Annotated in this window: 24 protein-coding genes; 17 read left to right on the top strand and 7 right to left on the bottom strand. The window is 70.4% G+C overall.

What is annotated here, in order from left to right:
- Positions 1–49: 49 nt before the first annotated feature.
- From ACWEKM_RS01835 to ACWEKM_RS01815, 5 genes are all read left to right on the top strand, one after another.
- Complete coding sequence (locus tag ACWEKM_RS01835; RefSeq protein ID WP_451619167.1) at positions 50–787, top strand: LmeA family phospholipid-binding protein; 738 nt, start codon at positions 50–52, stop codon at positions 785–787.
- A gap of 277 nt (positions 788–1,064) precedes the next feature.
- Positions 1,065–1,145 carry an Ms5788A family Cys-rich leader peptide gene (locus ACWEKM_RS01830; protein WP_350751515.1) on the top strand — a complete coding sequence of 27 codons (81 nt, stop codon included), beginning with the start codon at positions 1,065–1,067 and terminating at the stop codon, positions 1,143–1,145.
- A gap of 121 nt (positions 1,146–1,266) precedes the next feature.
- On the top strand, positions 1,267–2,112 hold the full coding sequence (locus tag ACWEKM_RS01825) for a sulfurtransferase (RefSeq protein WP_451619166.1): 846 nt from the start codon (positions 1,267–1,269) through the stop codon (positions 2,110–2,112).
- A 61-nt stretch (positions 2,113–2,173) separates the two neighbouring features.
- Complete coding sequence (locus ACWEKM_RS01820) at positions 2,174–2,461, top strand: DUF1416 domain-containing protein (RefSeq protein ID WP_351734724.1); 288 nt, start codon at positions 2,174–2,176, stop codon at positions 2,459–2,461.
- Between the two features lie 89 nt (positions 2,462–2,550).
- A complete protein-coding gene (locus tag ACWEKM_RS01815; protein ID WP_451619165.1) occupies positions 2,551–2,808 on the top strand; it encodes a DUF3099 domain-containing protein in 258 nt (85 codons plus the stop codon).
- Positions 2,809–2,898: 90 nt separating this feature from the next.
- Here the strand turns inward: ACWEKM_RS01815 and ACWEKM_RS01810 are convergent, their stop codons facing one another.
- Positions 2,899–3,261 (bottom strand): DsrE family protein, encoded by a 363-nt coding sequence (locus ACWEKM_RS01810; protein WP_451619164.1) that lies wholly within the window; start codon positions 3,259–3,261, stop codon positions 2,899–2,901.
- Between the two features lie 244 nt (positions 3,262–3,505).
- Between ACWEKM_RS01810 and ACWEKM_RS01805 the strand changes: the two genes are divergently transcribed.
- Complete coding sequence (locus ACWEKM_RS01805; RefSeq protein WP_451619163.1) at positions 3,506–4,081, top strand: FABP family protein; 576 nt, start codon at positions 3,506–3,508, stop codon at positions 4,079–4,081.
- Positions 4,082–4,141: 60 nt separating this feature from the next.
- Here the strand turns inward: ACWEKM_RS01805 and ACWEKM_RS01800 are convergent, their stop codons facing one another.
- Positions 4,142–4,492 carry a DUF6247 family protein gene (locus tag ACWEKM_RS01800; RefSeq protein ID WP_451619162.1) on the bottom strand — a complete coding sequence of 117 codons (351 nt, stop codon included), beginning with the start codon at positions 4,490–4,492 and terminating at the stop codon, positions 4,142–4,144.
- A gap of 156 nt (positions 4,493–4,648) precedes the next feature.
- Between ACWEKM_RS01800 and ACWEKM_RS01795 the strand changes: the two genes are divergently transcribed.
- Both ACWEKM_RS01795 and ygfZ read left to right on the top strand, forming a co-directional pair.
- Positions 4,649–5,086, top strand: coding sequence for a Fur family transcriptional regulator (locus tag ACWEKM_RS01795; RefSeq protein ID WP_451619161.1), 438 nt, complete (start codon positions 4,649–4,651; stop codon positions 5,084–5,086).
- A gap of 9 nt (positions 5,087–5,095) precedes the next feature.
- Positions 5,096–6,061 carry a CAF17-like 4Fe-4S cluster assembly/insertion protein YgfZ gene (gene ygfZ / locus ACWEKM_RS01790; protein ID WP_451619160.1) on the top strand — a complete coding sequence of 322 codons (966 nt, stop codon included), beginning with the start codon at positions 5,096–5,098 and terminating at the stop codon, positions 6,059–6,061.
- An 86-nt stretch (positions 6,062–6,147) separates the two neighbouring features.
- Here the strand turns inward: ygfZ and dtd are convergent, their stop codons facing one another.
- Positions 6,148–6,573, bottom strand: a complete 426-nt coding sequence (gene dtd, locus ACWEKM_RS01785) for a D-aminoacyl-tRNA deacylase (RefSeq protein WP_451619159.1) — start codon at positions 6,571–6,573, stop codon at positions 6,148–6,150.
- 179 nt (positions 6,574–6,752) lie between these two features.
- On the opposite strand from dtd, the gene ACWEKM_RS01780 reads away from it, so the two are divergent.
- The 3 genes from ACWEKM_RS01780 (at position 6,753) to ACWEKM_RS01770 (ending at position 10,105) form a co-directional block, all read left to right on the top strand.
- Positions 6,753–7,370, top strand: a complete 618-nt coding sequence (locus ACWEKM_RS01780) for an RsiG family protein (RefSeq protein WP_451619158.1) — start codon at positions 6,753–6,755, stop codon at positions 7,368–7,370.
- 253 nt (positions 7,371–7,623) lie between these two features.
- Complete coding sequence (locus tag ACWEKM_RS01775; protein ID WP_451619157.1) at positions 7,624–8,856, top strand: GNAT family N-acetyltransferase; 1,233 nt, start codon at positions 7,624–7,626, stop codon at positions 8,854–8,856.
- A gap of 340 nt (positions 8,857–9,196) precedes the next feature.
- Positions 9,197–10,105: a winged helix-turn-helix domain-containing protein gene (locus tag ACWEKM_RS01770; protein WP_451619156.1), complete on the top strand. Its 909-nt coding sequence runs from the start codon at positions 9,197–9,199 to the stop codon at positions 10,103–10,105.
- Here ACWEKM_RS01770 and ACWEKM_RS01765 read toward each other — a convergent pair.
- Complete coding sequence (locus ACWEKM_RS01765) at positions 10,100–10,288, bottom strand: hypothetical protein (protein WP_451619155.1); 189 nt, start codon at positions 10,286–10,288, stop codon at positions 10,100–10,102. The two genes, ACWEKM_RS01770 and ACWEKM_RS01765, sit on opposite strands and share 6 nt — an antisense overlap.
- A 148-nt stretch (positions 10,289–10,436) precedes the next feature.
- Here ACWEKM_RS01765 and ACWEKM_RS01760 point away from each other — a divergent pair, with 148 nt between their 5' ends.
- Entirely contained in the window at positions 10,437–11,315 is an 879-nt protein-coding gene (locus ACWEKM_RS01760; protein ID WP_451619154.1) for a GntR family transcriptional regulator, read from the top strand.
- Positions 11,264–12,160, top strand: a complete 897-nt coding sequence (locus ACWEKM_RS01755) for an HAD family hydrolase (protein ID WP_451619153.1) — start codon at positions 11,264–11,266, stop codon at positions 12,158–12,160. Before ACWEKM_RS01760 ends, ACWEKM_RS01755 begins: the two co-directional genes overlap by 52 nt.
- Here the strand turns inward: ACWEKM_RS01755 and ACWEKM_RS01750 are convergent.
- Entirely contained in the window at positions 12,151–12,333 is a 183-nt protein-coding gene (locus ACWEKM_RS01750; protein ID WP_451619152.1) for a hypothetical protein, read from the bottom strand. The genes ACWEKM_RS01755 and ACWEKM_RS01750 overlap by 10 nt on opposite strands.
- A gap of 169 nt (positions 12,334–12,502) precedes the next feature.
- On the opposite strand from ACWEKM_RS01750, the gene ACWEKM_RS01745 reads away from it, so the two are divergent.
- The gene (locus ACWEKM_RS01745) at positions 12,503–13,378 is read left to right on the top strand and encodes a GntR family transcriptional regulator (protein WP_451619151.1); all 876 of its coding nucleotides are present in this window, start codon (positions 12,503–12,505) and stop codon (positions 13,376–13,378) included.
- A gap of 234 nt (positions 13,379–13,612) precedes the next feature.
- Positions 13,613–15,787 carry a phosphotransferase gene (locus ACWEKM_RS01740; protein ID WP_451619150.1) on the top strand — a complete coding sequence of 725 codons (2,175 nt, stop codon included), beginning with the start codon at positions 13,613–13,615 and terminating at the stop codon, positions 15,785–15,787.
- A 108-nt stretch (positions 15,788–15,895) separates the two neighbouring features.
- On the opposite strand, the gene ACWEKM_RS01735 is transcribed toward ACWEKM_RS01740, so the two are convergent.
- On the bottom strand, positions 15,896–16,738 hold the full coding sequence (locus tag ACWEKM_RS01735) for a nitroreductase/quinone reductase family protein (RefSeq protein ID WP_451619149.1): 843 nt from the start codon (positions 16,736–16,738) through the stop codon (positions 15,896–15,898).
- A 282-nt stretch (positions 16,739–17,020) separates the two neighbouring features.
- On the opposite strand from ACWEKM_RS01735, the gene ACWEKM_RS01730 reads away from it, so the two are divergent.
- Positions 17,021–17,584, top strand: a complete 564-nt coding sequence (locus ACWEKM_RS01730) for a hypothetical protein (RefSeq protein ID WP_451619148.1) — start codon at positions 17,021–17,023, stop codon at positions 17,582–17,584.
- A 55-nt stretch (positions 17,585–17,639) separates the two neighbouring features.
- Positions 17,640–18,293: a class I SAM-dependent methyltransferase gene (locus ACWEKM_RS01725; protein WP_451619147.1), complete on the top strand. Its 654-nt coding sequence runs from the start codon at positions 17,640–17,642 to the stop codon at positions 18,291–18,293.
- A gap of 209 nt (positions 18,294–18,502) precedes the next feature.
- Here the strand turns inward: ACWEKM_RS01725 and ACWEKM_RS01720 are convergent, their stop codons facing one another.
- On the bottom strand, positions 18,503–19,462 hold the full coding sequence (locus tag ACWEKM_RS01720) for an RNA polymerase sigma-70 factor (RefSeq protein ID WP_451619146.1): 960 nt from the start codon (positions 19,460–19,462) through the stop codon (positions 18,503–18,505).
- Positions 19,463–19,477 lie beyond the last annotated feature (15 nt).

Raw genomic sequence — 19,477 nt, 5'->3', positions numbered from 1 at the left:
GCCCGGCGTTACCGTGGCTGCGTTGCCGACTGCCTAGGTGGGGGAGCACATGCGTGCACTGCGCATACTTCTGATCGTCGTCGTGATTGTCGGCGGTCTGTTCGTGATCGCCGACCGGGTCGCGGTCCACTTCGCCCAGGGCGAGGCGGCCGACAAGCTCAAGGCGACGGAGAACCTGTCCGCCACCCCGGACGTGTCGATCAACGGCTTCCCCTTCCTCACCCAGCTCGCCGGCGGCTCGCTGGACGACATCGAGGTCGGCATCAAGGACTACCAGGCCGCCACCGGCACCGACGGCCGGACGATCCGCATCGACGACCTGAAGGCGCACATGAAGGGCGTCGAGTTCTCCGGCGACTTCGGCTCCGCCACCGCGGCGACCGCCGACGGCACCGCGACCATCGCCTACGACCAGCTGCTGAAGACGGCCAAGTCCGACCCCACCCAGGTCGCCCCCGGCGTCACCGCCCGCGTGATCGGCCTCTCCGACGGCGGCAACGGCAAGATCAAGGTCTCGGTGGAGGCCACGGTCCTCGGCGCCAAGCTGCCCAACCCCGTCTCCGTGCTCAGCACGCTCACCGTCAAGGGCAACACGGTGCGGGTGCACGCCGACACCCTGCCCAAGCTGGGCGGTGTGGACATCGCCGAGGACCGGGTCCGGGAGATCACCGACTTCCAGCAGGCCATCGACCAACTGCCCGGTGGCATCAAGCTGGACAAGGTGCAGGCGGCGCCGGACGGCGTCGACATCACGGTGAAGGGTTCGAACGTCCGGCTGGCCGGGTAGGACCGACAGCGCGCCGACAGGCGCGCCGCCACGGGCGGCCAGGGACGGCCGACGGACGGTCACGGCCACGGGCCCCAGAGGCAACCCGACGGACGGCCACGGCGTCCGACAGGCGAGACGGCCCAGTCCGCACCGCAGATGCCGCACGGGGCGCGGACGCCCGCGGGCCCGGCCGCCGCGACCCGCACCCTCCACTTATCCCGCATCGTGGACGATCGCATCTCATCATGCGACACACCGGTGACATGCCCGCCCGTCCGTCCCTACGATCGACGCCATGAAGCGACAGGCGGACCTCACGAAGCGGCGGGCAGTAGACCTGTGCCGCGTCGCCGCCATGCTCTGTCGCCCCTTCTGAGCGGAAGCCCGACTTCCGCGTTCCAGCCGCCCAGCTCAGGGCACCCGTGCGCGTTCCCCTCGGGAGCCCGCGCCCCACGCACTCGCACGCCCCGCCGCAACTGCCCCGGAGGAGAAAGAGCATGAGCCGCAGCGACGTCCTGGTCGACGCCGACTGGGTCCAGGAGAACCTGGACAACCCGGCAATCGCCATCGTCGAGGTGGACGAGGACACGTCCGCCTACGAGAAGAACCACATCAAGAACGCGATCCGCATCGACTGGACCAAGGACCTCCAGGACCCGGTCCGCCGTGACTTCATCGACCAGGAGGGCTTCGAGAAGCTCCTGTCGGCGAAGGGCATCGCCAACGACACGCTGGTGATCCTCTACGGCGGCAACAACAACTGGTTCGCGTCCTACGCGTACTGGTACTTCAAGCTGTACGGCCACGACAGCGTCAAGCTCCTCGACGGCGGCCGCAAGAAGTGGGAGCTGGACGCCCGCGAGCTGGTCGACGGCACCGAGGTGCCCGAGCGCGCCGCGACCGACTACAAGGCCAAGGCGCAGGACAGGTCGATCCGCGCGTTCCGCGACGACGTCGTGGCCGCCATCGGCTCGTACAACCTCGTGGACGTCCGTTCCCCCGACGAGTTCTCGGGCAAGCTGCTCGCCCCGGCGCACCTGCCGCAGGAGCAGTCGCAGCGCCCCGGCCACGTCCCGACCGCCAAGAACATCCCGTGGTCGAAGAACGCCAACGACGACGGCACCTTCAAGTCGGACGACGACCTGAAGGAGCTGTACGCCGACGAGAACGTGGACCTCGCCAAGGACACCATCGCCTACTGCCGCATCGGTGAGCGCTCCGCGCTGACCTGGTTCGTGCTGCACGAGCTGCTGGGCGTCCAGAACGTCAAGAACTACGACGGCTCCTGGACGGAGTACGGCTCCCTGGTGGGCGTGCCGATCGAGCTGGGCGCCGGCAAGTAGGCGACCCGGCCGACCTTTCAAGACCCTCAGACCTCAGATCTCAGACCTCTGGAGAAGCAGTATGTGTGGAGCGAAGGCCGGCGGCCCGGACCCCTCGACGATCAAGCCCGGTGAGACCACGATCCAGGGCCAGGTGACCCGCGACGGCGAGCCGGTGACGGGCTACGTCCGGCTCCTGGACTCGACCGGCGAGTTCACCGCGGAGGTCCCGACCTCCGCCACCGGACAGTTCCGCTTCTACGCGGCCGAGGGCACCTGGACCGTCCGCGCCCTGGTGCCCGGTGGCACCGCCGACCGCACCGTCGTCGCCCAGCAGGGCGGCCTCGCGGAGGTCGCGATCGCGGTCTGAGCAGCACCACGGAACGGCCGGAGGGCCGCGCCCCATGGGTTGGACGCCCGGGCGCGGTCCTCCGGCCCGTCCGGACCTACCCTGGACTTATGTACGCACGGCGGCGTCACGTGTACTTCGCCATGATGGGCGTCTGCATCGCGCTCTTCGTCCTGGCCTGGGGGGTCGTGCGCATCTGGTCGGTGCCCGCGGCCGTCGGACTGTGCATCGTGGCCATGGTCATCCCGCCCGTCGCCGCGATGGTCGCCAACCGGCGCGGCCCCGAGGACCGCTGGTGGGACGACCCCTCGGGCGACCCGCAGTCCGACGAGTGGTGGGACGAGCTGGACGGCAAGAAACGTCACTGAGCGCTCCGCCGGAAGAGCCGTGCCGTCGGGACGCGGGGTGTGTCAGCGGGGTTTCCCAGTGGACTCGGGTTCTCGATGAACGCGGGTCCGTCAGTACACGAGAGCCTGGGTGTCCTCGCCCAGCGCCTCCTGGACGAAGACCTGCGCGCCCGCGATCCGTACGCCCTCGATGACGTCCTTCTCCGTGATCTCGCGGCGGGCCGCGCACTGCGTGCACAGGGTGACCCGGCCGGCCGCCAGGATCGACTCCAGCAGATCGGGCAGCGGCGCGGCATGCGGCAACTCGAACTCGGCCGCCCGGCCCGGCAGCGCGAACCACGAGGACTCGCCGGTCAGCCACAGGGAGACCTCGACCCCGCTGGCCACCGCCACCGCCGCGACCGTGAACGCCTGCGAGCACCGCTCGGGGGCATCGGCCCCCGCAGTCACCTTGATCACGAGCTTCTTCGCCATACCCGAATCGTAATCAGCTCCCTCGACGGTGGCCTCGACGGTGTCAAAGAGGGCTGACGTAAGCTGGGGCTGCCCCGGCTCTGAATGCCCATCCTCGCTCAAGGAGCACCCGTGGAGTTCTTCTTCTCAACCCTGCTGGTCCTGGTCTGCGTCGGCGTCCTCGCCTTCACCGGGCTGGCCGTGAAGAAGCTGTACCAGGGTCAGCGCTGAGCCCGTACAAGAACCGATCCAGGAACCACCGCTCATGATCGAGATCCCGTCGGACCTTCACAAGGACCTGGTCCCCCTGGCCTTCCTGCTCGGCGACTGGGCCGGTGCGGGCGTGCACGACTTCCCCGGCTCCGAGAAGTGCAACTTCGGCCAGGAGGTCACCTTCGGCCACGACGGCCGGGACTTCCTGGAGTACCAGTCCCACACCTGGGTGCTGGACAAGGACGGGAACAAGGTCCGCCCGCTGGAGTCCGAGTCCGGCTTCTGGCGGATCGACGCCGACCGCAGGGTCGAGGTCACCATGACCCGCGACGACGGCGTCATCGAGATCTGGTACGGCGAGCTGGCCGACAAGAAGCCGCAGATCGACCTCGTCACGGACGCGGTGGCGCGGACCGCCGGCGCCCGCCCGTACACCGGCGGCAAGCGCTTGTACGGCTATGTGAAGAGCGACCTCATGTGGGTCGGCGAGAAGCAGACCCCCGAGGTCGAGCTGCGCCCGTACATGTCCGCCCACCTGAAGAAGGTCGTCACCGCCGAGGAGGTCGAGCGCTGGGCGAAGGCGCTCCCGGACGACCTCCCGGACGACGGAATCGCTTTCTTCAAGTAGGTCCCGCTCACCCGTTCCACACGATGTCGAAGAGGTAGATGCAGTCCCCCTTTCAGTCGCTCACAGACCGGCCTCCGCCTCCGCCGCGGCGTGGATGGACCGAATTTCCGCGATTGCTTCCGTCGGGTCCTCCACTCCTGCGCTGATCACTTCCTCCAGGTGGCGCAGTCGCGCTGCGCGGGAAGGGCGGCGCTGGACGGCGACGAACACGCCCCAGGTATGGACGAAGGTGCGCAGGGGGGCGAGGGACTGGGTCTGCTGGGCGTTGGTCGTCGCCTCGACGAGATCCTGCACGAACGCCGGCACGCGGCTCGGCGTCAGCCTCTCCACCGCGGTGCGCAGCGCCTCGGGGCTGAGGGCAGGCATCGGGATCAGCGGCTCAAGGCGCGATTCCGGATACTGAGCGGTCATGGGGCTTCCTCCGCATCGAAGGCCGGTGCTGGGGTCGACAGTACCGATCGCGTCGCCCGTCCGGCCGAGTGCCGCAGCATGCTCGTCGACGGTTCGCTGAACGGGTGTGCTGTCGGCCGAGGCATGACGCCGCTCGGTCCGGCCTAGACTGGCCATGTGGTGAGCACCGACTGGAAGAGCGACCTACGGCAGCGTGGCTACCGGCTGACGCCGCAGCGGCAACTTGTGCTCGAAGCCGTGGACACCCTGGAACACGCGACCCCCGACGACATCCTCGCGGAAGTGCGGAAGACCGCGTCCGGGGTGAACATCTCCACCGTCTACCGCACCCTGGAGCTGCTCGAAGAGCTGGGTCTCGTCTCGCACGCCCACCTCGGGCACGGAGCCCCCACCTACCATCTCGCCGACCGCCACCACCACATTCATCTGGTGTGCCGGGACTGCCAGAACGTCATCGAGGCGGATGTGTCGGTCGCCGCCGAGTTCACCGCCAAGCTGCGCGCCAACTTCGGCTTCGACACGGACATGAAGCACTTCGCGATCTTCGGCCGGTGCCGCGACTGCTCCCTCAAGTGCTCAAGTACCGAGTCGTAGGCTTGTCGCATGAAGAGCCCTCTGCTGTCCCTGCCCGGCGCCGTCCCCGCCGAGGGCGTGGACGAAGGCGTCGCCGCCCACTACGGCGACCTCTTCCGTGAACAGCGCGCCCTCGCCGACGGCACCGGATTCGTCGACCTCTCGCACCGCGGAGTGGTGACCGTCTCCGGTGCGGACCGGCTGACCTGGCTGCACCTCCTCCTCACCCAGCATGTCAGCGACCTTCCCGCGGGCGAGGCCACCGAGGCGCTGATCCTGTCCGCGCACGGCCATATTGAACACGCCCTGTACCTGGTGGACGACGGCGGCACGGTCTGGGCCCACGTGGAGCCCGGCACCCAGGACGCGCTGGTCGCGTACCTGGAATCGATGAAATTCTTCTACCCGGTCGAAGTCGCCGACCGGACGGCCGACTTCGCCGTCGTCCACCTGCCCGCCGGTTCGATCGCGGAGGCCCCGGACGGCGTCGTGGTCCGCGAGACGGTGTACGGCCGTGACCTCTTCCTCCCGCGCGCGGACCTGGAGTCGTACGCCGAGAAGGCCGGCTCGCCCGCCGGAATGCTCGCCCACGAGGCGCTGCGCGTCGAGCGGCACCGCCCGCGCCTCGGCTTCGAGACCGACCACCGCACCATCCCGCACGAGCTGGGCTGGATCGGCTCCGCGGTCCATCTGCACAAGGGCTGCTACCGCGGCCAGGAGACCGTCGCCCGGGTGCAGAACCTGGGCAAGCCGCCGCGCCGCCTGGTCTTTCTGCACCTGGACGGCAGCGAGGTCCATCTGCCCCCGCACGGCACCGAGATCCGGCTCGCGGACGAGGAGCCCGAGGGCCGCAAGGTCGGCTTCGTCACGACGTCCGTGCGCCACTACGAGCTGGGCCCGGTCGCCCTCGCCCTGGTCAAGCGGAACGTGCCGGTGGACGCGCGGCTGATGGCCGGGGACACGGCGGCGGCCCAGGAGACCGTCGTCGAGCCCTGACAGACCCCCGGGGGAGGGAAGAGAGACCTCTGGCCCCCAGGAGGGGGAGCCCCCTGGCCCTGCCCCTTGGCCCCTGCCCCCTGGGCCTACATCTCCAACAGGACGGTGAACGGGCCGTCGTTCGTCAGCGAGACCCGCATCTGCGCGCCGAACCGGCCCGTCGCCACCGTCGCGCCCAGGGCACGCAGCCGGGCGACCACCTCGTCCACCAGCGGTTCGGCGACATCACCGGGAGCCGCCGCGTTCCAGGTGGGCCGACGCCCCTTGCGCGCGTCCCCGTACAGCGTGAACTGGCTGATGACCAGCAGCGGGGCGTCGATGTCGCTGCACGACCTCTCGTCGTGCAGCATGCGCAGGGACCAGAGCTTGCGGGCGAGCTGCGCCGCCTTCTCCTTGGTGTCCTCATGGGTGACTCCGACGAGGACGCACAGCCCCTCGCCCTCGATCGCCCCGACCGTCTCGCCGTCCACGACGACGCTCGCGCCGTCCACCCTCTGCACCACCGCACGCATGCCGACCATGATGCCGGGTGCCCGGCGCCGGTCGGCGAGTGGGCCGAAAGGACTTGTCGGCAGGCCGATTTTCGCTCCTTAACCGCCCATCTGGGGCTGTTCGGGGGCACTCGGCCGCTTAGCGGCCGCTTGGGGTGGCACGATGCTCCCGTATGCCGGTCGAGGGGACGTAGAGGTACATGAGCACACCGAGTATCGGGCAGCCGTCCGGTGCGATCGCGGCCGCCCTCGCGGGCGGGCAGGAGACGCACCGGCCGCCCGTGCAGCGCAGCGACAGCCCGGCGCTGCCCCCGGATGCGCCGGAGCGCGACCTGACCCTGCTGAGCCTGCCCGAACTGCGCGCCCTGCGCCGGGACGCCCAGCGCGACGAGGCGGACCTCAGTTACGTACGGCGGCTGCTGCAGGGCCGGATCGACATCCTGCGTGCGGAGTTGGCCCGCCGGGGGCCGGCGTCCGTCGCTGCGGCCGAGGCCGCCTCCGTGGTCGACCGCCTCCCGGAGATCCTCACCGACGCCCCGGCCCGGCACCGCTCGTCGGCTCGCCATGTCACGGTGGGCACGCCGCACGGCGAGGAGTACCGGCGGCTGGCCGCCGACATGCTCGCCGAGGTCGAGCTGTCCGACCTTGAAGCCCGCACGGACCGGGAACTCAGCACGGCGATGGGCCGTCTCGTCCGATACGAGCGACAGGCGTCCCGTCGCCGCCACCACCTCCAGGGCACCGCGGACGACTGCAGCGCGGAGATCGCCCGCCGCTACCGCGAGGGCGAGGCCCAGGTCGACGACCTGCTGCTGTGACGACCGGGTTTCCGCCCTCGGGGTGCCGTGATCGCCTTGGCGACAGTCCCAAGCCCCGCGGGGGACGGCACCCCGGCCGACCCGAGCCGACAGGCTTCGGGACGTTGCCCCCGGTCGCGGCGGCCCGGTCGTGCGTGTCGGCGGGGTCCGGGGCGGAGCCCCGTGGGGGTGCGGGCGTGGGGGCCGAGTCGGGTGGGTGGTGGGGCAAGCAAAATGCCGAGACACCACACCGCACCGCACCTACCGTGGCCCCATGACCGACGTCCGCCCCGTCACCGAGGCCGAGCTGCCCGACTGGTACCGCGCCCTGAACACCGGTTTTCTACGTCCGCCCACCCCGAACCCGGAACAGGTGGCGGCCCGCCGCTCCCAGTTCGTCCCCGGCCGCCTCATCGGCGCCTTCGACGGGGACCGCTGTGTCGCGACGTTCCGCTCCTTCGCCCAGGAGATCACCGCGGTCGGCGGTGCCACCGTCCCCGCCGACGCCATCTCCAATGTGACCGTCTCGCCCACGCACCGCCGCCGCGGCCTGCTGACCCGCATGATGAGCCAGGACCTCGCGGCGGCGAAGGACCGCGGTGACGTCGTCGCCACGCTCGTCGCGGCCGAGTACCCGATCTACGGCCGCTACGGCTTCGGCCCCGCCACCTGGACCACCCAGTGGACCGTCGACGTGCCGCGCACCGGCCTCGATTCCCGCTGGTCGGGCCCGGCGGACGGCGGCCGGATCGACCTGCTGGACGCGGCCGAGGTCCGCAAGGCGGGACCGGAGCTGCACGAGCGGGTACGCCGCGCCCAGCCCGGCGCGGTGAGCCGCGACGACCTGTGGTGGCAGATCAACACGGGCGCCGTACGCTTCGGCGACTGGACCGAGCCGTTCTACGCCGCCTACCGCTCCGCCTCCGGCGCCCTGGAGGGCCTGGTCTCGTATCAGGCCGACGACACCTGGCGCGGCAAGCAGCCGCAGAACACCGCCGACGTGAACTGGCTGATCGCCTCGACCTCGGCGGCCGAGCGCGCCTTGTGGCACTACCTGTGCTCGATCGACTGGATCACCAAGGTCAAGAGCGGCTGGCGCGGGCCGGACGACCTGCTCCCGCTGTTGCTGCCGGACCCGCGCGCGGCCCAGGTCACGACGCAGTCGGACTGGCTGTGGGTGCGCATCCTGGACGTCGTACGGGCGCTGGAGGCCCGTACGTACGACGGCACCGGCACCCTGGTGCTGGAGGTCGTCGACCGGCAGGGTCTCGCCGGCGGCCGGTACCGGCTGGCCGCCTCACCGGCCGGCGCGAGCTGCGCACCGACCGACGACGACGCCGAACTCACGCTGGACATAGCCGAGTTGGCCACCCTGTGGCTCGGTGACGAGTCGGCCGCGCGGCTGCTGGCACTGGGCCGGATCCGGGAAGTACGAGAGGGCGCCGCCCAAGTGGCCGACGCCCTGCTGCACACGCCCGGGCGACCGTGGTGCCCGGACCTCTTCTGATGTTCCTTCCTGTCGGCCGACCGTGATCATCCGTAGCGAGCTTGTTCAGTTGTGACTGTGCATACGGCTGCTGAGCCGCGATGTTCAGTTGTCGCTGTGGAGTTGTCGGTGTTCAGTTGTGGCTGTGCTCCGGCGGCGGCGGTTCGAACACGGTCGAGCCGGACCGACCAGGCTCCCGGCTCCCCTCCGGAAGGGAGCCCAGTCGGCCAACCACCGGGACGTATGACCAGGTTGCCTAAGTTGGCCACCAACTTCACTGTGCTTATCTCCGCTTGGAAGCGGCTCATAACCACCTTCCCATGAACTGCCGAAAGATGGCGGGAAGTTGTAGGGTTTCCATGTGGACCCGGAACACGCCCCCGTCACTGAGCGGGAGAGGTCACAGCGGCCACAGAAGTCACACCACGAGGTGGCCGACGAGTTGCGCGCCAGGATCAGGTCCGGCGTGCTCCGCCCCGGCCAGCGCATGCCCACGCAGGCCAGGCTGGCCGACGAGTTCGGCGTGGAGCGCGGTGCCGTACGGCAGGCGTTGCGCATCCTGCAGTCGGAACGCCTGCTCACCAACGTCTCCAAGGGCGCACCCGCCACCGTGGCCCCCGACCTGGGCCCCGGCCGCGCCCCGGCCGGTCCTGCGGCCCCTCCGCAGCCCACCATGGTGGCCCTCGCGTCCCGGGTGGCCGCCGCCTTCGCGGCCCCGCACGTCGAGATCGACGCCCTGTGTCTGACCTCCGTCTCGCTCACGCTCGCGATCGGCGAGCCGCTGCGCCAGATCCACGCCGGCCGACTGAAACCGGCCAAGGTCGACGTCCGTGTTCTGCTGCCCAGCCGTGACATCGACCTCGCCTTCCCGGCCCCGGTGGAGGCATCGGCCGCGGGCCTGCTGCACCGCCGCTGGCTGGCCCAGCGCAATGCGCAGGGCCAGGTGCTGCAGCACAATCTGCTGGCGCTGCGCGCCACGCACGGCATCGATGTGCAAGTCACGTTCCGTGCACTGCCGTTCACCCCGCCGGTGAAGCTCTACCTGCTCAACGGCGCGGAGGCGCTGTTCGCTTACTACACGCTGTCCCGGCGCGAGCGGGAGATCGAGCACGAGCAACTGGAGATGTACGACTCCGACGGCACCCGGTCGATGCTGTTCGGCTTCGAGCAGGGGGCCGGGACGCGGGACACGACGTTCGTCGAGCAGTCCCATCTGTGGTTCAACGCGCTGTGGGAGACGATCAGTTCGGAGTTGCAGCTGATGTCATAGAGCGGGTCCGGTCAACAGGACGGCGAGCAGTACCGCGCCGGCCGAGCTGACCGCCGGGCTCTTCGCCTTGACGCCTATGGTGAGCAGCAGCAGTCCGACCGTGCCGATGGCACCGTACTTCCACTGAACGAGTTGTTCGAAGCCGACGACGAAGACGGCGGAGACGAGGGCGAGGGCAGGCACAGCGGTTCCCCCTTCGGGCTGCCAGGAAGCAAAACTTTCGCCAACTTGGGAAAGTTGGTAACCAACTATGCTTAGGTTGTCCCCACTTGGCTACTATCCATAAACAACTTCTCAGCAACTCCCGCCAGATAGTTCGAAGTTGTAACGTTTGGTCGTGACCCAGGAGAACGTGGCAGTGAACGGCAGCAGAAGGCTCACTCCCCAGGAGATCGCCGACACCTTGCGGGAACGTATCCGCGTCGGAGAGCTGAAGGCCGGCGACCGCCTGCCCACCCAGGCCGAACTGGCCGAGGAATTCGGTGTCGAGCGCGGCGCCGTGCGCCAGGCGCTGCGCGTGCTCCAGGAGGACGGACTGCTCAGCAACGTCAGCAAGGGCAGCCCGCCGCGCATCGCCGAGCCGGCGCCCGCGCGCGACGAGCCCCAGCCGACCATGGTCGGACTGGGCCCCCGGCTGGCGGAGGCGTTCTCGGCGCCCCGTGTGCGCATAGACGCGGTCTGCCTCACCGCCGAGACCCTGATGCTGGCGATGAGCGAGCCGCTGCGCCAGATCCACGAGGGCCGCATCCGCCCGGAGCGGCTCGACGTACGCATCCTGCTGCCGTCCAGGGACATCAACCTCGCCTTCCCGGTCCCGGTCGAGGGGCGCGGCGAGGAGGACCCGGTCCACCAGCGCTGGCTGGCGATGCGCAACGCCCAGGGCCAGGTGCTGACGTACAACCTGCACGCCCTGCGCTCCACGCACGACGTCGAAGTGCATGTCACGTTCCGGGCGCTGCCGTTCACCCCGCCGGTGAAGCTGTACCTGCTCAACGGTGCGGAGGCGCTGATCGGCTACTACATGGTCGCGCGCCGCGAGGAGCCCACGGACAGCGGAACCCTGGAGATGTACGACACCCTGGGCTCCAAGTCCGTGCTCTTCTCCTTCGAGAAGCGGGCCGGGCAGCGGGACGCCGCGTTCGTGGAGCAATCGCAGAAGTGGTTCGACGCCCTCTGGGAAACCATCACCTCGGACCTGACACTCTCCTAGTGACTTCTGATACGACACAGACCGAACCGGTGACAGCTGAGACCGTGAACGACACCCGGAACGGGATCCGGGACGCCGCCTTGGAAGGGAACCGGGACCCCGCCCAGGACGGGATCAGGGACGCCGCCCAGGACGCCACCCGGGACGAGACCGAGCACCTCACGGAGTTGATCGCGCGCGCCCGCGTCGTGCTCTGGGACTTCGACGGACCGATCTGCCGGCTGTTCGCCGGACACACGGCGGAGCGCGTGGCGGTCGACCTCGTGGAGTGGCTGGAGGGGCGTGGCCTGCACGGATTGCTCACGGAGCCGGAACGGGAGTCCCTGGATCCGCACGTCGTGCTGCGCGCCGTGGACCGCAGGCACCCCGGCAGCGATCTGGTGGCGGAGCTTGAGGAACGTCTCACCCAGGAGGAGTTGCGGGCCACGGCCACGGCGATGCCCACCGCGTACGCCGACCCGCTGATCCGCACCTGGACGGCGGTCGGCTCCCGGCTCGCCATCGCCAGCAACAACTCCCCGCGGGTGGTGCGTGAATACCTGCTGAGCCGCGGCCTCACCTCCTGCTTCGTCCCGCACATCTACGGCCGTACCCAGGAACTCAAGTACCTGAAGCCGGACCCGCACTGCCTCAACCGCGCGCTGAACGCGATGGGCGCGGCCCCCGCGGCGGCCCTGATGATCGGCGACACCCCCTCGGACCTCGCCGCCGCGAACGCCGCCGGGGTTCCGTTCCTCGGCTACGCGCGTAACGACCGCAAGGAGAAGAGCCTGCGCGACGCGGGCGCCACGGCCGTCGTGCACTCGCTGTCGACGCTCCTGACCCTGGTACGCGCTCATGCCTGAGTCATCAGCAGGGTGAACACCAGCGCGGTCCCGACGGCCAGCCCCACCCGCTGCGCCCGTATGCCCACACCCACCGTCATCAGCAGCACCACGCCCACGAGTCCCAGCTTCGCCTGCGCCGCGATGCCGAGGAAGACTTCGAGGAGCGCCCCGGTGATCTGAGGCAGAAGCATGCCCACCACCCCCTGTCCAGTTTCGGCGTGCCATCCATGATCAGTCCAATTGGACTGGTTGCCTGATGATGGTCTGCCCCGGTCGGCTGATCGCTTAACCAACCGGCCAAACCGCTCTTCCTGGGCGGGAATTGGTTTGTCAGTGGCAGGAAAGCGGTACGGTCGACTCGTGGATGCGCAACACACCGGTGACGGCGGCGGAGGCCGGAAGTTCCAGCGGGTCTCCGTCGAACTGCGGACCCGGATCACCGACGGCACCTATCCGCTGCGCTCCTTCCTGCCGTCGGAACGCGACCTCGCCGAGGAGTTCGAGGTCTCCCGGGACACGGTGCAACGGGCGCTGCGGGAACTGGCCGACGAGAACTGGATCGCGTCCCGTCAGGGCAGCGGCTGGCGGGTGGCCAAGACCCAGCGCATCCACTCCCCGACGCCCAGGGCCACCCGCTCCAGCCGGGGCGTGACGCTCGGCCCGCTCATCAGCGAGGCATTCGAAAGGCCCGAAGTCACCCTGGATGTCTACACGTTGACGTCCGAGTCGCTCGACGCGCACATCCGCCTCCAGGTGGAGCGCATCCGCGGCGGCTTCATCCACCCGGAGCGCATCGCCCTGCGCATGCTGCTGCCCTCCGAAGGGCTGTCGCTGCCGTATCCGCGGGTCAAGGACGATCCGGCCGACGAGCGCCCCAGGGTGCGTCTGGCGGCCATCAGTCGCCGCCACACGGACTCGCTGCGCGGCCTGGTGAAGGACCTGTCGACGGAGGAACTGGTGCGCTCCGTCGACGTGCAGATCCGCCAGGTACCGCTGGTGCCGGCCTTCAAGCTCTATCTGCTCAACGGCACCGAGGCGCTGCACGGCATGTACGACGTGATCGAACGGCAGATGGAGCTGGACACCGGCGAGGTGATCACGGCCCTCGACGTCCTCGGCCTCGGCGCCACCCTGACCCACCATGTGACGGACGCGGACCCGAACTCTTCGGGCTCGGTGTTCGTGGCCAGCATGCAGTCGTGGTTCGACTCGGTCTGGAACCAGCTCGCCGCATAGCGGCGGCGCTGCCGGGCGGGGGCGGCCGGGTGCGCTACCATTCGCGCACCGCAGGACGACGGCTCCGTCGTCCGAGGGGCGGCGAACCGACCGTCCCGAACGACCTGACTGAGAAGAGTGGCACCCCAACCACCCGTTGTGCGTACTCACATCTGTCTCCGGTCGTGCCCGATATCCCCCACATTTACTGTTTGACGTACCTTTCTCTCTCTTGCGAGTCACCCGGAGCGGCCAGTGGGCGCACCCCCTCTTCCCCATCGGCACTTCGGGGAACGCGCCAGATCCGACGCCATCGGCGTCTTCGTGGACCGGGCCGCCGACTTGGGACAGGCGAGCAGCGGACACCACAACCAGAACTACGTCCTGCCACTGGCCGACGATGTGTCGCGGCTGCTGGGCCGGGAGGCCGGCACCTCCGTGACCGTGCGGATCCGCCGGGCCGACGCGCTGCCCGTGGTGATCAGGACCTGGCAGGACGAGGCGGAGATCCTGGACGCGCTCCGGGGCGTCCTGCCGCACGTCCCGGAGTGCCTCGCCAAGGGCGACGGCTACGCCATCCACAGCTATGTCGAAGGCATCCCGCTCTCCAGTGTGTGCGACAACGGCAAGCCGGTCGACACCCTGCTCATCAAGGCGCTGGCCGGCCTGCTCGCCCAGATGGCCCAGGTACGGCGCGAGGCGCTGCCGCCGCTGCCGGCGGTCTGGCCGCGCAACGACAAGGACAGCCAAGGCTTCCTGCAGACACTGGCGCACCTGGCGGACCGGCAGATCAGGCAGCCCAATTGGCGGGAATTCGGTGGGCTGCTAGCCGCGCTGGGCATTCCGGAGGACGCCCTGATCCGGCTGGCCGAACGGGTCCCCGCCATGGCCCGCCGGCCGTTCAGCCTGCTCCACGCCGATCTGCACCGCGACAACCTGATCATGTCGTACAGCGGGCTCCCGCCCCTCATCTGCGTCGACTGGGAACTGGCGACCTACGGCGACCCCCTGCACGATCTCGCCACGCATCTGGTGCGCATGCAGTACCCGGCCCATCAGTGGGGCGAGGTGATCGACGCCTGGGCGGACGCCATGCGGCTGATCCGCCCGGCCGCCGTGTCCGGCCTGGGCAAGGACCTGCGCCACTATCTCGCCTTCGAACGGGCGCAGTCCGTCTACCCGGACGTGATGCGGGCCGCCAACCGGCTCCAGGGCGCGCCCGACCAGAAGAGCCTGGACGAGGCGACCGCCGCGGTGCGCCGCGCCCTGGAGGCGGCGGCCGAACCGCTCAGGCTCCGCAATGTGCCGGACGAGCGGGAGATCGAGCGGATCCTCTTTCGCTGGCGGGCCGCCCGGAACGGCGGCCTCGGCCTGTCCGCGAAGGTCAGCGACTGGGACCCCGACCTGCGGGCGCCGGAGCACCCTGACTTCCCCCGTTCGGCCGTGCGCCCGGCCCTGTTCGCGGAGGGCGCCGCGCCGGCCAGTCGCGTCTTCAAGGGGACCGGCCACCTCAATTCGGTGGTGCGGGTGCCGGGCATCGACTTCCCCGTCGTGGTGCGGCGCAAGGTGGCCAACGTCTGCCGGCGCGAGCGCGGCTTCCTGAGCGAGCACGCCGTCCTGCGGGCCATCGAACTGTCCCGGGTCGGGGTGTCCGCCCCGAAGTTCCTCGCCCTGGGGACCGGTTACCAGGGGGAACGATTCGCCATCCACACGTACGAGGGACCGCGCAGCACCGGCCGGCCCCCCAACCACCCCGTGCACGGACTGCTGCCGCACGAGGCGGACCGGCTCGTGGACCAGCTCGGCGCCCTGACCCAGGTGAACTACAAGGCGCTCGACCCGGCCGCAGGCGAGGGCCGGTTCTACAGCTGGCTGTGTGAACAACTCGTCCTCCTGGTGGGGGAGTTGCCGAAGGAGTCCCAGCAGCTCGCCCGGCTGCTCGGGCTGCCCGACGCCCCCCGGCTCCGGCAGATCCTGGCCCGGCACACCGTGAGCCACCGGGAGCCCGCCCTGCTGCACGGCGACCTGAACCCCTGGAACCTGGTCCGCCGCGAGGACGCGCTGGCGCTCACCCTCATCGACTGGGAGATGGCGGTCGTCGGCGACCCGCTCTACGACCTGGTCCGGCACATGCATCTCACCCCGACCCGGCCGGAGATCCGCGACCGTATGTTCCGCCGCTGGGAGGAGCGGCTGCCCGAGCGGCACACCGTCGACTGGCGGCGGGACTGGCGGGTGTACCGGTGGATCGAGATCGTACGGTCGGCGTATGTGGACCTCGACCGCCTGGTGACCGGCGCGAGCCTGGACGCCCCCAACGTCCGCCGGGCCGTGGACTCCTACGCCATGACACTGGCGGCGGCGACCGGCTCCCTCGGCCTCCCGACCCGTCCCACCGCGAACCCGTACCTCGCCCGCGCCCTGGCGTGACTCCGGGACCGCGCGGCCGGGGGAGCGGCGCGGTCGGGGAGCCGCGCGGTGACCGCGGCGACGGTCGCCCGCCGGCGTCCGCCGCCGCGGCCTGGAGCAGGGCCGGGGTCAGGCCGCCGGAGGGCTGAGGAGCGGAAGCAACTGCTCCTCCTCGTAGGCCAGATGGGCCTCCAGCTCCTGGGTCAGGCGGATCACCTCCGCCCGCGCGGCGGCGGGCTCCCGCGTCGAGACCGCCCGGCGCAGCTCCTCGACCAGCTCGGCGATCCGCTCGTGCTCACGGGTCAGCCGCTCGCGGACCGACGCGAAGCCGGGGTGCCGGTCGGCGAGGTGCGGAAACAGGCCGAGGTCCTCGCCCTGATGGTGGTTGTGCAGACCCTGGCACAGGGTCAGGCAGTTCACCCGCAGCTGCGCGCCCAGCGTGGCTCCGTTCCCCTGGTCGAACTCTGCCCGGATCAGGGCGAGTTCGCGCCGGAAGACGTCGTGGATCAGCTGGATCGCCTCGCCCGGCGAGGTGGCGTTCACCTCGGGCGGCCCGGCCTTGGCGATCTCCCGCAGGGCGACGACCGGAATCACCCGGTCCGTCTTCTCCTGGTACTCCGCCCAGCCCGGCTCGGCCTCCACCGCCCGCGCGAAGGCCGCGTCCCGTTCCTCACCGCTGAGGACGACCGCCTCCGCCTCGTAGGTGAACACTCCGCTCTCGACGGTCACCCGGGGGTGCGCGAGGAGGTTGCGGTACCAGTCGGGGTGTCTGGGGGAGCCGCCCGCCGAGGCGATCACCAGGACCCGGTCGCCGCCGTCCGGGAGGTAACCGACCGGGGTGGTGTGCGGGGCGTTGGTGCGGGCGCCCGTCGTGGTCAGCAGAAGCAGCCGGGCGCCTTCGAACGGCCCGCTCAGGCGGCCGTGGTGGGTGCGGAACTCTTCGATGATCCGTTGGTTGAAGTCGTGGGGCACGCTTTCTTCTCTCTTCCTTCTCCACAGGGGTTTGGTGTGGTGCAGAGAAGGAAGCGGGCGGGCCCCTCGCCCTCCCCCGGCTTCTGTCGGCCAGGGGGACCTGCGGCCTCACTCAGAGGCCGGGCACCCAACTCGCTCACGGCCCAAGGCCGACCCGGCAGTCATACCAGCGAGGCTACCCTCTCCCACCCGCGCCCCACCACCGGCTTCAGGCCCGCTCCGAGACGCCCGCTCCGAGACGCGGCTCGCCGGGACCGGGCTCCATGCCCGATCCTTGGGGTGATGCTTCTCTTCCTCGACATCGACGGGACGCTGCTCCCGTTCGGGGCGCCCACCCCGTACCCCGAGTACGAGCCGGACACCGCGCGGCCGGACACCGCGCGGCCGGACACCGCGCGGCCGGGGTCCGTACTCCCCGGGTCCGTACCCCCCGGGTCCGTACCGTCCGGTTCCGCCGCCGAGCACCCGCTGTTGGCCCGCATCGATCCCATGCTCGGCCCCCGCCTCGCGGCCCTCGGCTGCGAGCTGGTGTGGGCCACCACCTGGATGGACGACGCGAACACCTGTGTCGCGCCGTGGCTCGGACTGCCCCCGCTGCCGGTGGTCGAATGGCCCGACGAGGACGAGCCGTCCGCCCTGCTGCACTGGAAGACCCGGCCCCTGGTCGACTGGGCGGCCGGCCGGCCCTTCGTGTGGGTCGACGACGAGATCACCGAGGCCGACCGGGCGTGGGTCGCCACTCGGCACCCTGCACCCGCGCTCCTCCACCGCGTCGAGCACAGGTACGGGATCACGGACGCGGACCTAGCCGCTCTGAGGGAGTGGCTGAACACCGCGACGGCCTGAGCACTCGGTGGGCGGCGGCCCGGACGCCGTCAGTGGTCGGTCCTAGATTCACCGTATGACCGAGCCCGCCTTCCTCACCTCCGTACGCGAGTCGTACGACACCGTCGCCGCGGAGTACGCCGCGCGCGTCAAGGCACCCACCGAACTGGACCCCGTCTACCGCGCGACGCTGGCCGCCTTCGCCGAACTCGTACGGGATCCCCGGCGGGGTCCGGTCGCGGACCTGGGCTGCGGCCCCGGCAAGGTGACGGCACACCTGGCCGACCTGGGCGTACCCGTGTTCGGCGTCGACCTGTCATCGGAGATGATCAGACACGCCCGGCAGGCCCATCCCGGACTGCGGTTCGCCGTGGGCTCGATGACCGCGCTGCCGACCGGCGACGACGCGTTCGGCGGCATCCTGGCCCACTACTCCACCCACCACACCCCGCCGCGCTGGCTGCCGACCGTGTTTGCCGAGTTCCACCGCACCCTCGCGCCCGGCGCCCACCTGATGCTGACCGGGTACGTCGGCGACGGTGAACGCCTGCGCCCGACGCGGGCCTACGGCGGCCACCCGGTCTCGTACGAGTCCCATCTGCTGCCGCCGTCCCGGATCGCCGGACTGCTGCACGACGCCGGCCTGCGGATCACCGCGTGTCTCACCCAGGAACCGGACGAGGGCGCGCGGCGAACCGTCGCCACCTTCCTGGCCCGCAAACCGGATTGACGGGGCCGGGCGAAGCCGTAGAGACGATCCGGAGCCGACAGACCACCGCCGGGTCACGGCACCGCCGGGTTCCGTACGGCGGCGGCCCGCGCCACGCAGCCGTCGGCGCTGGCGACGGCGTCGGTGAGGACCCGGGCGAGCGGCCCCGAGCCGACAGCCGATGTGGCCCGGCTCGGCCGATGCCCATGTGACCGTTGTGCCGTCGGTGTTCAGTGCAGGGTGAGGGGGGTCTTGGATGCGATGTGGGTCAGCTTCTCCGGGTTGCGGACGTAGTAGAGGCCGGTGATGCGGGCGTCCTCGACACGGATCGCGACGACGCCGTCGATCTCGCCGTTCACGCGCACGAGGAGTGCCGGGCTGCCGTTGACCACGGTGGGGTCGGCGGTGAGGGTGCCCTCGGCCTTGCCGATGCCGCCGACGATGAAACGGGCCACCTTGTCGGCGCCGATGGTCGGCCGCGGCGCGGCCCTCTTCACGCCGCCGCCGTCGCTGACCATGACGACGTCAGGGGCGAGCACGTCGAGGAAGCCCTGCAGATCCCCGGTTTCGAGCGCGCGCAGGAAGGAGTCCAGCGCCGCCCGGGTGGCGCTCGGGGAGACCACGTTGCGCGGGCGGCGGGCGTCGACGTGCTTGCGGGCGCGGTGGGCGATCTGGTGGACGGCCGCGGGGCTCTTGTCGACGGCGGCCGCGATCTCGTCGTAGCCGACGCCGAACGCCTCGCGCAGCACGAACACGGCGCGCTCGGTCGGCGACAGCGTTTCGAGGACGAGCATCAGCGCCATCGACAGGTTCTCGGCCAGCTCGATGTCCTCGGCCACGTCCGGCGCGGTGAGCAGCGGCTCGGGCAGCCACTGGCCGACGTATGCCTCCGTGCGGCGCTTCATGGTGCGCAGCCGGTTGAGGGACTGCCGGGTGGTGATCCGGACCAGGTAGGCGCGCTGGTCGCGCACCCGCTCCAGGTCGACCTCGACCCAGCGCAGCCAGGTCTCCTGGAGGACGTCTTCCGCGTCGGCCGCCGATCCGAGCATCTCGTACGCGACGGTGAAGAGCAGGTTGCGGTAGGCGAGGAAGGCATCGGTCGCCGGATCGGCGGCGTGGTCGCTCGGCTCCGGGCCTCCCGCCTTCTCGGTCGGCCCCGGTTGGTGAAGGCCGTCGAGCGGTGCATCCACAGCAAGGTCCTTTCT

The organism is Streptomyces sp. NPDC004752 (assembly GCF_053601275.1).
Note: the sequence above shows the minus strand (reverse complement) of the source record. Positions and strands in the feature narration are given on the sequence as shown.